The 14547-nt window shown below is 41.8% G+C and carries 14 protein-coding genes; 5 read left to right on the forward strand and 9 right to left on the reverse strand.

From position 1 onward, the window contains the following. Positions 1 to 3 precede the first annotated feature (3 nt). The 5 genes from LX73_RS01205 to LX73_RS01225 all read right to left on the reverse strand — a co-directional run bounded on the left by LX73_RS01205 (position 4) and on the right by LX73_RS01225 (position 3051). Positions 4 to 372: a SpoIIAA family protein gene (locus LX73_RS01205; protein WP_148897641.1), complete on the reverse strand. Its 369-nt coding sequence runs from the start codon at positions 370 to 372 to the stop codon at positions 4 to 6. 112 nt (positions 373 to 484) lie between these two features. After that, entirely contained in the window at positions 485 to 1141 is a 657-nt protein-coding gene (locus LX73_RS01210; protein ID WP_148897642.1) for a class I SAM-dependent methyltransferase, read from the reverse strand. Between the two features lie 96 nt (positions 1142 to 1237). Continuing rightward, positions 1238 to 1804, reverse strand: coding sequence for a helix-turn-helix domain-containing protein (locus LX73_RS01215; RefSeq protein ID WP_148897643.1), 567 nt, complete (start codon positions 1802 to 1804; stop codon positions 1238 to 1240). A 202-nt stretch (positions 1805 to 2006) separates the two neighbouring features. Continuing rightward, the gene (locus LX73_RS01220) at positions 2007 to 2495 is read right to left on the reverse strand and encodes a GNAT family N-acetyltransferase (RefSeq protein WP_148897644.1); all 489 of its coding nucleotides are present in this window, start codon (positions 2493 to 2495) and stop codon (positions 2007 to 2009) included. Between the two features lie 61 nt (positions 2496 to 2556). Beyond that, on the reverse strand, positions 2557 to 3051 hold the full coding sequence (locus tag LX73_RS01225; protein WP_148897645.1) for a Fur family transcriptional regulator: 495 nt from the start codon (positions 3049 to 3051) through the stop codon (positions 2557 to 2559). Between the two features lie 168 nt (positions 3052 to 3219). Between LX73_RS01225 and LX73_RS01230 the strand changes: the two genes are divergently transcribed. Together LX73_RS01230 and LX73_RS01235 are read left to right on the forward strand one after the other, a co-directional pair. Continuing rightward, entirely contained in the window at positions 3220 to 5094 is a 1875-nt protein-coding gene (locus LX73_RS01230) for an AMP-dependent synthetase/ligase (protein ID WP_148897646.1), read from the forward strand. 115 nt (positions 5095 to 5209) lie between these two features. Further along, positions 5210 to 5704, forward strand: coding sequence for a DUF2269 family protein (locus LX73_RS01235; RefSeq protein ID WP_148897647.1), 495 nt, complete (start codon positions 5210 to 5212; stop codon positions 5702 to 5704). 113 nt (positions 5705 to 5817) lie between these two features. Here the strand turns inward: LX73_RS01235 and LX73_RS01240 are convergent, their stop codons facing one another. Genes LX73_RS01240 through LX73_RS01250 form a run of 3 tightly spaced genes read right to left on the reverse strand, consistent with a single transcriptional unit; the run spans position 5818 to position 7952 of the window. After that, positions 5818 to 6225, reverse strand: a complete 408-nt coding sequence (locus LX73_RS01240; protein WP_148897648.1) for a DUF1499 domain-containing protein — start codon at positions 6223 to 6225, stop codon at positions 5818 to 5820. Positions 6226 to 6240: 15 nt separating this feature from the next. Beyond that, positions 6241 to 6792, reverse strand: coding sequence for an LOG family protein (locus LX73_RS01245; protein ID WP_148897649.1), 552 nt, complete (start codon positions 6790 to 6792; stop codon positions 6241 to 6243). Next, positions 6789 to 7952, reverse strand: a complete 1164-nt coding sequence (locus LX73_RS01250) for a cysteine desulfurase family protein (RefSeq protein WP_148897650.1) — start codon at positions 7950 to 7952, stop codon at positions 6789 to 6791. Before LX73_RS01250 ends, LX73_RS01245 begins: the two co-directional genes overlap by 4 nt. 186 nt (positions 7953 to 8138) lie before the next feature. Between LX73_RS01250 and LX73_RS01255 the strand changes: the two genes are divergently transcribed. The 3 genes from LX73_RS01255 to LX73_RS01265 all read left to right on the forward strand — a co-directional run bounded on the left by LX73_RS01255 (position 8139) and on the right by LX73_RS01265 (position 12694). After that, positions 8139 to 9608, forward strand: a complete 1470-nt coding sequence (locus LX73_RS01255; RefSeq protein ID WP_148897651.1) for a hypothetical protein — start codon at positions 8139 to 8141, stop codon at positions 9606 to 9608. Between the two features lie 31 nt (positions 9609 to 9639). Next, complete coding sequence (locus LX73_RS01260; protein ID WP_148897652.1) at positions 9640 to 10833, forward strand: phosphoglycerate kinase; 1194 nt, start codon at positions 9640 to 9642, stop codon at positions 10831 to 10833. A 166-nt stretch (positions 10834 to 10999) separates the two neighbouring features. Beyond that, a complete protein-coding gene (locus LX73_RS01265) occupies positions 11000 to 12694 on the forward strand; it encodes an acyl-CoA dehydrogenase family protein (RefSeq protein ID WP_148897653.1) in 1695 nt (564 codons plus the stop codon). Here LX73_RS01265 and LX73_RS01270 read toward each other — a convergent pair. Next, entirely contained in the window at positions 12681 to 14435 is a 1755-nt protein-coding gene (locus tag LX73_RS01270; RefSeq protein ID WP_148897654.1) for a DUF2207 domain-containing protein, read from the reverse strand. The two genes, LX73_RS01265 and LX73_RS01270, sit on opposite strands and share 14 nt — an antisense overlap. Between the last annotated feature and the right edge of the window lie 112 nt (positions 14436 to 14547).

Consider the following 14547-nt stretch of genomic DNA (forward strand, 5'->3'; position numbering starts at 1 on the left):
TATTCAGTTATGATTTTGTTTGAGCCATTCCCTTGCGTTCCCGGCTTGGTCAATAGAAAAAAATTGCATCTCTTCTTTGGTAATAGGGTCGACGAGCTTAGTACCCCATTTTTGCCACTTCTTTTCTCCAACTACAGCAATTCGATCAAAATATCCGATGTATTCGACATCAAGCTGCAGATCTTTCCAAAGCGCTGCGGTATCCTGCCACCCCTCAAAATCTTCAAGTATCATAATTAAATGGGGATCATCAGATGCAGTTGTAAACTTGTTTAAAGCCGGTTCGAGGTGATCCAAGTCTTCTTTCGAAAGTTTCCCGGATGCTTTGATGGCAAGAATATCGTCATCAGTATGATCATTCACTTCAATCATATTGCTCCGTGTTTTTCTTCTACTTTCAATTTCTGTTCCTAAAATAAGCGTCGAACAGTCGCAGTTCTTGCATCTTTGTGTAAATCTTGTGCAGAAATTTGTGATTAACCGCTTAAACTACACCAGCAGCCACATATACTGCTCCAAAATAAAATTCTTGCATATAGAACTTCTGAAAATCTTTTTGCATAGATACCCAGGGCGTTTGTTTGGTATGTTCGTAGCGGACTCCATAAGATTGTAAGAGATTGATCATAGCTTTAACCAACCATTCAGGCCATTTCTTGGGCCGTTTTAACTCGAAAATAGCCATTCGTTTCCCTGCTTGTAATCTATGAGCCGCCCGTTTAATTATGCGATCATAATCCGGTGACATAGATATCGCCAATGTTGATAAAACGCCATCAGAATCAGAAGGGATATTATACTCAGACATATCAGCCTGTACCAACTTAACATTATCCAATCCTAAGTTTTGTATTCGATTCTCTGCCTGCTGTAGCATTGATTCAGATAGATCTACTCCAATAATAGTGCCTTTCCTTCCAATTTGCTTGCTGAGTAACGGAAAATTGAGTCCCGTCCCGCATCCCAGATCAACTATGGTGTCGCCCGATTTAAGTTTGAGGCTTTGAATAGCTTTTTCCCGATAAGTTTTAACCCTGAGGCCCAACATACGCAATAACAAAAGGGAAAGGTCATAATTTGTGGCCAAACTATTGCCATAGATTTCTTGGATTTCATCCAGGCTAAAAATCTGCTTTTCCATCTCCGTCCAATTTGATTAATGATTGTTCAAAATTAAGATGGATAGAGCAGATAAATTTATCTTGTATTTTTATGTGATTATCGTGCAGAATTATGTTTAGAGCTGATCAATAGAAGTGCGCTTATTCTCTTTGATCTCTTTGAAATGTGATGGTGCAAGTCCGGTTTCCTTTTTGAATTGCCTGGAGAAATGTTGTTGGCTGCTGTAATCAAGTTCCAAGGCAATTTGGCTCAGCGTTTTCTCATCATAGACGATAAGTTCCTTGGCCCGCTCGATCTTTTGGAGGATAAAGTAACGCTCTATTGATTTACCTTCTACGGCCGAAAACAGGCGGCTCAGCTGCTGATAATCTTTATGGATTTTTTCTGAAAGATAATCCGATAGATTCTTTTTGAGCGGTCGCCCCGACCGAACCTGTTGTATAATAAGCTGCTTTACCTGTTCAACAATACGGCTGTTTTCATCATCAATGATATCAAAACCATTATCCCGGATGATCGTAACCAAGCGGGCATAGTTGCTTTCACTAATAGTTTCTGCCAAATGCAGTTCCCCGAGTTCTATTTTTTGTATTTTGAAATCGGCATTTGTGAGCTTTTCCTCGAGCACTTCGGCACAGTGGCTGCACACCATGTTTTTGATATGGAAATGTTTATTTTTCATAATTTCAAAGGTAAAAAATTTTTTCGAAGCTGTAATTTCAAAAGAATGTACTGAGTACTGAGATGGTGTTTCGCATTCTTAAGTCATTAAAGTTGGTAAGAATGGTGGTGGCTCGACCAGCGTTAACAGGTAATTAAAGTAGCCCGTGAGCTTGAAGTAATGGTGATGCTCAGCGTCGGGTCCATTTTATGTATTGTTTAAGTCACAGTTTTTTAAACATATACAGATGATCCCGAAACTCATCCTGATAGTGGATAGCATCGGGGATACGCCCACCTTCAGTAAAGTCAAATTTCTGGAGCAGGGACATGCTGGGCGTGTTTTTGTTCATTAATATGGCTACCATTATGCGATAGCCAGCTGTGCGGCAAAAGTTGAGTGCCTTTTCCATCAGTTTTGTAGCAATGCCTTTACCGTGATGGTTGTAATCTACATAGTAGCTTATTTCTACAACTTCGTTGAGGGCTTGTCGATCGGATTTATACGGTGAAACAGAAAGCCAGCCAAGTACATCTTGATCTTGTTGGTAGATAAAAACCGGAAAATTATCCTTATCGTAATTCTGGAACCATAGCGCCCTTTGGCTTAAGGTCATCGGCTGGGTGTGAGCCGTCCGAAATCCCTCTTCTACAGCCTGATTGTAGATATCATTTATTGCTTTTAAATGTCTTGATTCTGCAATAGTAATCATAGCAGGATGATATGTGGATGGGCAATCCTGTCTTTAAGTAGATAAAAAATGGTGGATTCAGCTACGACTCCTTTTTGTCCTTAATTTCCTGGCGGCGGGTGCAAGAATCTATGTCATCACAAGCACCGAAGAAATGCAATGAATGTCCCGAAATATTAAAATCGTGCATCTTTTCCATCATTGTTTTTATTTCCTGAATACGTGGATCACAAAATTCCAATACGGCACCACACTCTTTGCAGATAATGTGGTCGTGTTGCTGATAGGCATAAGCACGCTCATAATAGTATTGGTTTTTCCCAAACTGATGGCGTTGTACTAGTCCACATTCTACCAGTAGGTCGAGGGTGTTATACACCGTAGCTCGGGAGACGCGTGTGCCTCCGTCTTTCATATTAAAAAAGATGTCATCAGCGTCGAAGTGCCCGTCGGCCTCATATATTTGTTTGAGAACCATAAACCGCTCGGGGGTCTGTCGCTGATTATGTTCTTTTAGGTAGGAGCTGAAAATCTCCTTTACCAAATCAATTGTTTCTTCTTTTGCCGGATGTGCCATGTAGTTAATTTTTCTTTTAATATAAGCATTTGGGATTCGTAAAAAAACACGAAGCCCGGGACTTGCGTTATCACAATTACTGAATTTCTGTTTCAGAATGTTATATTCGGGCTGTGTTGTTAAATTAGGATCAGCGTTTGTAATATAAGGGTAAACTAACTTTACATTATGCCAACAGTTGTAGCTTTTGAAACGTTGCCGGAGTTATTTTTAAATATCAAGAATAAATATGAGGATACTTCAAAAACGGCCTTTGCACGAAAACCGGCCACCGATGAACCGTACGAAGAAATAGGGTGGGGAGAGGTTTCGGAAGATGTACATACACTGGCCGCATATTTGGTGGAGCAGGGAGTAGAGGTTGGTGACCGGGTAGCTATACTCAGTGAAAACCGATATGAATGGGCAATTGTTGATTTAGCACTACAGCTTATTGGTGCGATTAATGTTTCGCTATATACTACGCTGCCGGCTCCAAAATGTGAGTATATTCTGCAGAATTCTGAGGCTAAATTCTTTTTTGTATCTACGGGTATACAGCTTAAAAAGGCGCGCCAGGTGTTTGATAATTGTGGTCATCTGCAGCAGGTGATTGCTTTTGACGAGCCGAATATTGAAAGTTATTTGGATGAGGATTACGTTTCCCTTTTTGAAGAAGCAATGGCTGAGGGCCTAAAAATCTATCCTGAACTGGAAGACGAAATTCATCGACGTAGTAAAAGTCGCTCACCGGAAGATATGGCTACCCTTATTTACACTTCAGGCACTACCGGCCAACCAAAGGGAGCTATGCTGACCCATCGTAATATTGTAAGTAATATAAAAGCGGCTCATCAGCGTATTAATATTACAGCAGATGATCGCTGCCTTTCGTTTTTACCGCTTTGCCATTCTTTTGAACGCACAGCCGGATACTATGCCATGTTGGCTGCCGGGGCAGAAATTTATTATACCGAAAGCGTGGATACGGTGGCGAAGAATATGACGGAGGCACGTCCAACTATTATTATTAGTGTACCCCGACTTTTTGAAAAAATTTATAACTTGGTGACTAAAAGCGTAGAAGAAGGCACCGCTGTAAAGAAGAAAATTTTTCAATGGGCACAGAATGTAGGTCGTAAATATGCCGAGGGTAAACGCGGATTGGTAACTCTTCAAAAGAAGCTGGCTGATAAGTTGGTTTTTGATAAACTAAAAGAACGAACCGGTGGACGTATTCGCTTTTTTGTTTCCGGCGGGGCGGCACTGCCCGCTGAAATTGGTCACTTTTTTATGGGGGCCGGTCTACATATTATTGAAGGATATGGACTTACCGAAACATCACCGGTGATGTGTTGCAATACCTATGGTGATGAACAAATGGGTACGGTGGGCAAGGTACTGCCCGGTGTGACGGTGGCTATCCAGCGGCTGGAGGATAATGAAATTATAGCGTCGCTTTGTGGAGAAGATTATCCGATTGATCATTCCTCAGAGCAGGGCGAAATCTTGTGCAAAGGTCCTAATGTAATGAAGGGATATTGGAAAAATGACGAGGCAACAAAAGAAATGATCGATGATGAAGGTTATTTGCATACCGGAGATGTTGGAAGATTTGTGGATGGGAAGCTTCAGATCACTGACCGCATCAAGCATATGATTGTAAATGCCGGCGGTAAAAACATTTATCCGGGCCCCATTGAGGACTTGTTTAAAACCAGTAAATGGATTGATCAACTAATGGTGGTTGGTGAAAATCAGGCGTATATGGCAGGGCTCATTGTGCCTGATTTTGAAGTGATCGAAGATTATGCCACCCAGAACGATATTACATACGATTCTATAGAGGATTTAATTCAGCAGGAGGAAATACAGAATATATTCCGCAAAGAAATTCGCAGCTATTCCCGTGAGTTGGCTTCACACGAAAAGGTCAGAGATTTCCGGTTGCTGGCCAATGAATTTACTGTTGAATCGGGAGAGTTAACACCTACTCTTAAGATCAAGCGGCGTATTGTCAAAGACAAATATGGTGATCTTATTGAGGATATATTTGCTGATTAACATATGGAAGGCTTTAACTTATTACAGTTTTTCTTGGTTTAACAAAGTTCCGCTTTAAAATTAGACTGTAAATATAATATTTCGATGAAAGAAATATGAAGCAGTTATTACAATTTTGAACTTTTCTTCTGCTCAAATGTATGATGTATTCTTTTGGCTGCATATTATTTCATACTTCTGCTGGCTATCGGCTTTTGCGGGTAGCTTGTTTTATGGATTAAAAGTTTGGCAGGAAAATGATCTTCAGCCACAACAAAATTTTATGCATTTTGAACGATTGGTAACCAGTATAGGTGGACATATTGGAGCTTTGGGAATTTTAATTTCCGGTGTGGCACTGACGTCAATGGGTCCATATCATTGGGGATGGTTTCGTGTTCAGTTGTATCCCTGGCTGGCCGCAAAGCAGGTTTTGTTCATTATTATCTTGGTGTTAATTCCTTTTTCGATTAAGCGAAGTATGGATTTCAAAAACAAACTACAAAACGAAGAGCTATCCGATAGTGCTAAGGCAGAGTCATGGCGAAAAGCATACCGGATGTCGTTGGTGGTGTATTTTTTAGTAGTTGTTGATACTATATTGGGACTAACCAAGCCCGGATTGGGATAAAAGGGTTACAAAACAAAAAAGTGAATGTTAAGCAGTTGTTTTGATCCCGATTGAAGTTGAAAAAAAATATGGAAGTCAATGATATTACTTCGTTGCCAATGTTCTTAACAGTTTTATAAATGGTCAGTAAGATTTTTGAGAAACCGTTGTACTCTCCGTCTGTTAACTCCCAAATCGGTTTCTCCTACACGGCTTGCACTGCGCATATGGATGTAGCTTAAAGATGAATTTCGTTTGGAAAGTTTGAGGATCATATCATCCCGAAAAACAACAACCCTAAAAACAGTTTTTATTTTATAGTCTTTTTTAGCAATCGTAATCTTTTCTGGTCCCATTTTTTTAATTGCCTGGACAGAGGCATTAAAAAGAGTATCGATTGGGGTTTTAAATTGTTTTGTTATGCGGATGCAGTTGGGGGAATTGGGACAGGGGGGTAGTGGATTTTCTACGGTTCCGTGATCAGAAAAGTCAGAAGACCGGGAGCCGGATAGAACAGAAAAAGAAAATCCCCAAATGGACATAGGTAGCGTCAGTGATTATTCATAAAAGGGAAGGTGCTCAAAGCATTCATCAACATTGCTAGCAACCTTTAGAAACTTGCGTTTGTCGCTGCTGATAAAACCGTTTTCCACGGCATGATCGATAAAATCGATAAGTTTATTGTAGTAGCCATCTATATTGAATAAAATAACAGCCTTATCGTGAATATGTAGCTGCCGCCAAGTAATGGCTTCCATCAATTCTTCAAAGGTGCCAAAACCACCGGGCAGGGCAATAAAAGCATCTGAAAGTTCAGCCATCATTTCTTTACGCTCGTGCATACTGCCAGTAATATGCAGGGCTGTAAGCTGTTCATGGGCAACTTCCAGTTCATACAGGTGTTGGGGAATTACGCCATGAACCTGTCCGCCGTGGGAAAGTGCCGCATTGGCTACTTCATTCATTAGTCCGATAGAGCCTCCGCCATAGACAAGCCCAACGTCCTTAGATGCGAGCTTAACTCCCAGGTTGTTGGCTAGGTCGGCAAAAGCGGGATTATTGCCGGTCCGCGATCCGCAATAAACGCAAACTCTGTTTTTGTTGCTCATGCTTCGGCTGTTGACATCATGCGATTTACAACCACTTCTATTTTGTCGAGGAAGTAATCGATTTCTTCAGCTGTATTATCTTTGCCAAGGCTTATGCGGATACTTGAGTTGGCAGTCTTTTCATCGAGACCGATACCGTCCAATACGTGTGATGGTTCCATAGCACCGGAGGTACAGGCCGATCCGTTAGATACGCAAATACCTTCTACATCCAAGTTTAGGAGCAGCATTTCACCATCCAGTCCTTCTCCGGCTGGGTCAATAAAAGAAATATTAATGATGTGTGGTACGCGCTGTTCCGAATCTCCGTTAATCTGACAGCGATCGCCAAACTTTTCTTCCAGTCCATTGACCAGTCGACTTCTCAGTTTCTCAAACTTCTTCCGATGGTCATCCATCTGATCTACAACAAGTTCCATTGCTTTTGCTAGGCCAATAATGCCGGGCACGTTCAGTGTTCCTCCGCGCCGACGTCGTTCTTGGGAGCCGCCATGCATCCAGGGTAACCAGGGCGTACCATGACGCATGTAAAGTACCCCTATACCTTTGGGGCCGTATATTTTGTGTCCACTGATACTCAAAAAGTCAATACCCAGTTCATCCACATCAACCGGAATCTTGCCAACACTTTGCACAGTATCAGAATGAAAGGGGACTTTATATTCAGTACAAATTTCTCCAATTTCTTTGATTGGGTTAATGGTTCCGATTTCATTATTAACGTGCATCAGTGAAACGAGGGCCGTATCAGCGTTGATAGCTTCTTTGACCTGTTCGGGCTTGATAATGCCGTCAGAATCTGCCTCTATATAGCGAGGACGAACACCGTTACGTTTAACAGCTTCTGCAGTATGCAAAACAGCGTGATGTTCCAGTGGAGAGGTGATGATATCACTCTTGCCCGTAGCGTTAACTGCTCCCTTGATGGCGGTATTATCACTTTCTGTTCCGCCGCTGGTAAAAATAATTTCTGCGGGTGCGGCCCCAATAATTTCGGCAATAGTTTCGCGTGCTTCTTCTACGGCTACTTTAGCATTATTACCGGATTGATGTGGAGAGTTTGCATTGCCATAATGTTCGGTAAAGTAAGGCGTCATTGCTTCAAGTACACGCTCATCTACTGGAGTAGTAGCAGCATGGTCGAAATATACGGTGTCCATAGCTCCTTTTTGATTGGAATTCAATGCGTAAAATATACTGAAAAGGATAAAGAAAAAACAGTTAGCTCTACTGGTTGTTGAATTGATTTAGGTTGTTATACTTTAGTTATTGTTTTTTGCAAGAATCGTTTTTCAAACTATATTCTGTGTTTTAATAATTATCTCATTAGCAGCTTTATTGGAGTAATGAATTTATTGTACCAGTCAGGAAAGTCGCTAGCTCTTCTTTTTTCTTTTATTGTATTTTTATTTCCAACTGAAATAGTTGCGCAAGATTCAACCTCTCATGCTACCCTGCAGGGCTGGGAACAGCGTACCTTAAATTTTATGCTCGATCGCAGTCATAATTTTGGAGGCACTAATTTTAACCGCGGACTATTTCGATATAATATTAATTTAATGAGTCCTGAGCATGAAATTGACCTGCTGACTTATCGATATACACTTATTGACGATTATAAATGGATGGCGACAGATCAGGGATATCGTTCAACTTTTGGGAGCCTGAATGCAACTAATTTTGCAGTAGAGAACAAGGTTAAAACTACTTATCACATTAATGATAAAAATACTTTACTTATAAGCGGTACTCATGAAGAAAATTTAAGAGCCAGTCGTTTTTTGTTTCGACTGGGATACGAGCATCAGCTTGCAACCAACCACTATGTTGGTATAGAGCCAACACTCAGTAATGACAAAAGTGACTTGGACCTTACAGCCTATTACCGGTACGGAAATCCAGGAAAAGGGATGATTTATGTGGGGATTACCAAATTGGATTTGGCGGCCAATATAGTGCAGGGATTGGCTGATGACAGTGAAAACAAATATAACAAGACCTATGATGAGACTTTCCAGTATAAGACGAGTCCCGGTTTAATAAATGTACGGCTTGAAAGTCCACAGTGGCATAATTTTAGAGCGGAACTGCGAGCCGGTTATCAAACCTATTCACGTAAAAGAGTCAATCCTTCGGCAGACACATTAGATTATTTTGATGAAGAATGGGCTCACTTTGTAGGTGCATTATTGGAGTACAACCATCCTCTGGGAGTAGTAGGGGTGACATATCAACGACGATTTTCAAAGTTGAGGAGACAGCCGGCACCAAACTCGGATTTTACAAATGATTTTACCAATAGACAATTTTCTGACAGTGGCGGTTTTTTTATAACTGGCACCGTTGATAAGTTACACTTAGAGCATTGGATGTGGCTGGAACGAAATGTTGATCGATTAAAAGGCGCCAATGTCCCGCAAAATTTGGGTCCGAACTATTCGCCAAATAATGGACGGTCATTTAACTTTGTTGAACATCGGTTAAAAATTAAAAGCGAACTTTCATACGGCTCTCGTATAAAAGGGTTACAGGCTGGACTTGCCTATCACGCTGATTACCGTCATCCCCAAGGTGAAAAAGGTCCTAATCGTGGAGTACGGAATTTTGATTATCGGTCGGTTTATCCTACAGTAAGAGATCGCAGTGATCGACTAACCTTTACTATAGGGTATCGTTTAAACAAAAATTTTTTATTTGAAGGGGGACTCTCATATGACATGGACAAAGATCGTCAATCAGGTATTGGCGTCCCTCGTGTAACCGGAGAGCAAACGTGGTTTGACGGTGGTTTTGGACGTTTGTCACTACAGTGGTAAATAATTTTTTAAACTAGATGAGAAGATATTTATGGATAAAATGACACTAAATGATGTAGATGTTGAAGGCAAGAATGTACTAATGCGCGTAGATTTTAATGTGCCTATTGAGAACAGGAAAATTGAAGATGATAATCGCATCAAACAGGCATTGCCGTCGATTAATCATGTCATTGAACAGGGCGGTAAATTGATTCTTATGAGCCACCTAGGCCGTCCCGGTGGAGAAGTAGATAAAACGCTGAGTCTAAAACCGGTAGCTGAACACTTGCGAACGCTAGTTGATGCTACCGTATATTTTGCGGAAGATTGTATAGGGGAAGAGGCTTCATCAGTGATCGATCAGGCCGAAGCGGGAGAGATTGTATTGCTCGAAAATGTGCGCTTTCATCCGGGGGAAAAGGGGAATGATGAATCCTTTTGCAAAAAATTATCTGATCACGCCGAGCTGTTTTGTAATGATGCTTTCGGAAGCAGCCACCGCGCGCATGCATCTGTTGCAGGGGTTACACGTTATTTACAGCCGGCAGTTTCAGGATTTTTGCTTGAGAAAGAGATTAGATACTTGAGCGGATCCGTCAATAATCCCGACCGCCCGTTTGTAGCTATTTTAGGCGGTGCCAAAGTATCTGATAAAATTGATGTGATTGAGAACCTACTTGAGAAAGTGGATACCATCATTGTCGGGGGCGGTATGACCTATACATTTTATAAGGCCAAAGAATTACCCGTTGGTGATTCGCTGGTTGAAGAAGAAAAAGTTGGTTTGGCAAGCGAATTAATGGAAAAGGCTGATGAGAAAAATGTGACCTTTGTATTACCCATGGATTCGGTAATTGCTAAAGAATTTAAGAATGAAGCCGAACACAAAGTCGTCGAAGAAGATGGTATTGAGGATGATTGGATGGCGGTAGATATTGGCCCACAGTCATCCATAGCATTTGGTAATATCATCAAAAATGCACAAACGGTTGCTTGGAATGGCCCCATGGGTGTTTTTGAAATGCCTAATTTTGCTGATGGCACAAATGCCGTTGCACAGGCGCTGGCCGAGGCCACAGAAATGGGAGCTACTACAATTATCGGCGGCGGTGATTCGGCATCAGCTATCAAACAAGCGGGGCTGGAAGACGCCGTTTCGCACGTTTCCACCGGTGGTGGTGCTAGCCTTATGTTCCTGGAAGGCAAAGAATTGCCAGGTGTTGTTGCGCTTACGGACAAGTAAAAACTTAGAAAAATTACCGTGCCATCCTGACCTGTGCTACGAAGCTTTAGCGCAGTAGTACTTGTTACAGGATCTGGCTTTTAATGTTAAGGGCGGGATGATTTCCCGTCCTTTTTTTATTTATACTACTTTATCAGGTTTAAGAACTTAAATAGAGAGGACCATCATGTCGAATCCTAAAAATCAAGTGCTCACCGATGATTATAAAAACAGCCAAAATTTTTATAAGAGCGATCTTATTTTACGAAATTATGTCAATCGGCATCTCTCTGAGCAAGCGCAGAAATTTCTAACTGACAAATTGGATCGGCTAGGAAAAATTGCGGCTACTGAAATGGATGAGCTCTCACAGAAAGCCGATAAAAATTCGCCGGTTCTCAAAAAACGTGACAAATTCGGCAACGAGATTGATAAAGTTCAGTTTAACCCGGCTTACTGGAAGCTGATGGATATTGCCGCCGAATCAGAGATGTTTTTCTTGAAATATCATCCTGAAAACAGTTCGGATGTTGAGGGAGATCGTCATAAGACGGGATTTGCACTCGGACAGTTGTATGCAATGAGCGAGTTAGGGCAATATTGCCCGCATTGTATGACTGATGGTGCTGCGTATCTGATTGAAAAGTTTGGTAGCAAAGATCAAAAAAAGCGGCTGCTACCGCGACTGGGAGCCAAAAGAGGAGAAGAGTTATTTTCGGGCGCGATGTTTTTGACCGAAAAGTCCGGCGGATCGGATGTGGGAGCAAATCTTTGCACAGCTGAACAAATTGAAGGCAAAAAATATAAACTCAATGGAGAAAAATGGTTTTGCAGTAATGTCAATGCTGATGTGATGATGGTGCTGGCACGTACGGGACCGATTGGTGAGGGTACGCGCGGATTGTCACTGTTTCTTGTTGAAAAACAGTTGTCTGAGGGAGGGCGAAATCCCATGGAAATTATCCGGCTAAAAGAGAAGCTGGGCGTGCGCTCTATGGCTACGGGAGAAGTTAATCTGCATGATACTATTGGCCAGCGGCTGGGTGATGAAGGAGAGGGGTTTAAGGTAATGGTGCAGATGATCAATATATCCCGCAATTATAATTCAGTGGCGGCATTGGCTGGCAATCGCCGTGCTATTATTGAATCCTGGCAATATTTGAACCACCGTAAAACATTTGGCAAAGTAGCAGTAGAACATGCACTCATTAGAGAAAAGTTTTTTGAATTGGGATCTAAATATCTTGCCAACTTTCTGTTGGTCTGGCGTGGTCTGCGGGCCATGGATGCGGCCGAAAGAGGAGACGATACCGAACAGCAGCTGCTCCGTATTATTACCCCCATGGCCAAGTGGTGGTCAGCCCAGCAGTCGGTGTACGGGGTGCGTGAGTGTATGGAGCTGATGGGTGGAAACGGTTACATCGAAGATTTTGTGATGCCCAAACTGCTGCGCGATGTAAATGTGTTACCTATCTGGGAAGGTTCAGGCAATATTATTGTGCTGGATATACTTCGTGCCGCGCAAAAGACTGAGGGCCTTTCGATTATGTTTGCGATGATCCAAGAAGCTGCTCATCAGTCGGAGAAATATGATCAGCTAATCACGGGTAAATTAGCTGAAGCAAAATCTATTTGGAAATCCATCTTAAAAATGGATAACCGTGACAAAATGGAAGCTACTGCTAAGCCATTATTTAAGCAGATAATTATCCTTTTACAGATGGCACTGTTAATTCGGGAAAAAAATGCCGCTGATTCCAGGCGTTTTGATATAGCACTCCGCTATTTTGCCAAGCAGTTCAAATCATCTTTAACCAAACATCAGCCGTTAGATCGTGAACAAGTAGAAGACCTCTTGGCTGGATGTATTAGCCGGCACTAGCGGCTGCACCGCCGCCTGCTGTGCTGGCCGAGGCTCCGGCGACTCCTCCGGCAACACTTCCGAATGAAGCAGTTCCCGTAGCACTTAAGGTAGAAAAAGAGCTGGCAACAGCTGCAGGTGAATTGGTTTGGTTACTAAAGGAAATCCATATAAAAGCAGGTATTTCGCCATCGGGATTGGTAACGATATGTTCTATGTGTTCTTCTTCAAGACCAAAGGCTACACCATAGATAAAATGTCGCCCCAGCTTGTCGGATGAGAGTGAGTAATTACGAGCATTTTCTAATCCCTTTTTATAATTATGCCATTGGTGGTAAGTTTCTTCTCCCTCTGGAGTACGGCGAATCATGCCGAATGACAGGATAAAAGCAATGACGCAGGTAATGACACTTATCAACCCAAGTGGTCCCGCAAAAATAACGGAGGCAATAGCCGGACCCAGCAGGATGAACTGCAGAGCGATATTCCAATATACACCGGTATAACTTTGGGTGTCTATCCAGCCTTTGTCGTAACAGTAATCTTTAAAATTGTTCTTCCAGGATGTATACCATTTCGATAGGTCTGAAGATCCGCCGTCAAACAGTTTGTCCAATTTTTGATCTCCGTCAGCTATTCGCTGTTCAATAAATTTAAGCAGCTGTCGTTCCCATATTTTAAGCTCATCTTTTTCCGGCTGATCGGTACGTTCAATAGAAAAGGTGGGATTATTATCTGACGAAGATCCCTCTTCGGGAGTTTGTTCCTGAATGGTGAAATAGCCCCGGCGCGCCAGATCCAGAACAGTACTCATTAGCAAATTGGCGGTGATGCTTCGATTTTGAAGCAGCCATCCCACAGCGGCCGGTGGTGTATTATCTGGTGCCATAATCGTCTCTTGGGATGAAAATCGTGATGTAGAATGTGGTTTGCCGTATTTATGATACAGGAAGTATAGGATGCCAATACTAAGCAGAGCAATAAAATAGTTAAGTGTTCCCCATAGGTCTGCAAGATAGGCCTCCCGTTTTTTCTCTTCTGCCAGTTGTTGTTGATAGTCTTGCTCTTCCTTTTCTGCTTGTGCAAGCGAAAAGTTGGTGTCGTTAACTGAAATTTTCGATAGGTCGAAGACAACAGTGGGAAATACAGTCCGTACTTTGGCAAAAGTATCCTCATCAATATTAGTAACATTAACAGAAAACCTGCCGTCAGCTTGCTTTATATTTATATTTTGACCAAATCCACGTGACCATGCATATAAGGAATCCGGAGCTACCGTTTGGGGAAGAGAAATAGCAATATCCAGCTGATTTGTTGATTTATCACGGTCGTTGGATAGGTAATTCCAGAAAAATTGCGACCAGTTGGGGCCAATCGTTATTGCCCCTTTTAGGGTGTAGGATATTGTGAAGGTGCGTTTTTCATCTTTGGCATCATAGTACCATTTGAACCGAATGTGATCTTCGTTTCGAGCTACGTTGAATGTACCGTTTTCCTCTGTATTTAGATTGATATAGGAAGTGTCACCTTCCGAAATTTGGATATTAGTAATAGCGGTATAGCCTCGTCTGGGTAGTTTATATTCAGCCCACGAAAATTCCCCGTCAAAGGTATACGTTAAATGTTCGGTGACATGCACATGGCCATTTTCATCAATAGTGACTTCAACTTGTATTTTGGGGATTTCGTATGATTTGGCGGATGATTGTGTAAAGCCAACGATGAGTAGTATAATACTTAACACAAAAGATTTGAACCGCATAGCTGAGAGATTATATGTTCAGGATTAACTACTTTCTACGAGTGATTACTGCGAAAGTTAAGGCATCGGAATTTTAAATGATAATACCTATATTTTTTTTACCTATTTATAT

The sequence above is a fragment of the Fodinibius salinus genome (genome assembly GCF_008124865.1).
Taxonomy (GTDB): Bacteria; Bacteroidota; Rhodothermia; order Balneolales; family Balneolaceae; genus Fodinibius; species Fodinibius salinus.

Bases quoted from the DNA above. Each gene is read 5' to 3' on its own strand.
- LX73_RS01265 (WP_148897653.1), top strand. From the start codon at position 11,000: ATGTCGAATCCTAAAAATCAAGTGCTCACCGATGATTATAAAAACAGC.
- LX73_RS01210 (WP_148897642.1), bottom strand. From the start codon at position 1,141: ATGGAAAAGCAGATTTTTAGCCTGGATGAAATCCAAGAAATCTATGGC.
- LX73_RS01250 (WP_148897650.1), bottom strand. From the start codon at position 7,952: ATGGACACCGTATATTTCGACCATGCTGCTACTACTCCAGTAGATGAG.
- LX73_RS01205 (WP_148897641.1), bottom strand. From the start codon at position 372: ATGATTGAAGTGAATGATCATACTGATGACGATATTCTTGCCATCAAA.
- LX73_RS01245 (WP_148897649.1), bottom strand. From the start codon at position 6,792: ATGAGCAACAAAAACAGAGTTTGCGTTTATTGCGGATCGCGGACCGGC.
- LX73_RS01225 (WP_148897645.1), bottom strand. From the start codon at position 3,051: ATGGCACATCCGGCAAAAGAAGAAACAATTGATTTGGTAAAGGAGATT.
- LX73_RS01240 (WP_148897648.1), bottom strand. From the start codon at position 6,225: ATGTCCATTTGGGGATTTTCTTTTTCTGTTCTATCCGGCTCCCGGTCT.
- LX73_RS01270 (WP_148897654.1), bottom strand. From the start codon at position 14,435: ATGCGGTTCAAATCTTTTGTGTTAAGTATTATACTACTCATCGTTGGC.
- LX73_RS01220 (WP_148897644.1), bottom strand. From the start codon at position 2,495: ATGATTACTATTGCAGAATCAAGACATTTAAAAGCAATAAATGATATC.
- LX73_RS01215 (WP_148897643.1), bottom strand. From the start codon at position 1,804: ATGAAAAATAAACATTTCCATATCAAAAACATGGTGTGCAGCCACTGT.
- LX73_RS01260 (WP_148897652.1), top strand. From the start codon at position 9,640: ATGGATAAAATGACACTAAATGATGTAGATGTTGAAGGCAAGAATGTA.
- LX73_RS01230 (WP_148897646.1), top strand. From the start codon at position 3,220: ATGCCAACAGTTGTAGCTTTTGAAACGTTGCCGGAGTTATTTTTAAAT.
- LX73_RS01255 (WP_148897651.1), top strand. From the start codon at position 8,139: ATGAATTTATTGTACCAGTCAGGAAAGTCGCTAGCTCTTCTTTTTTCT.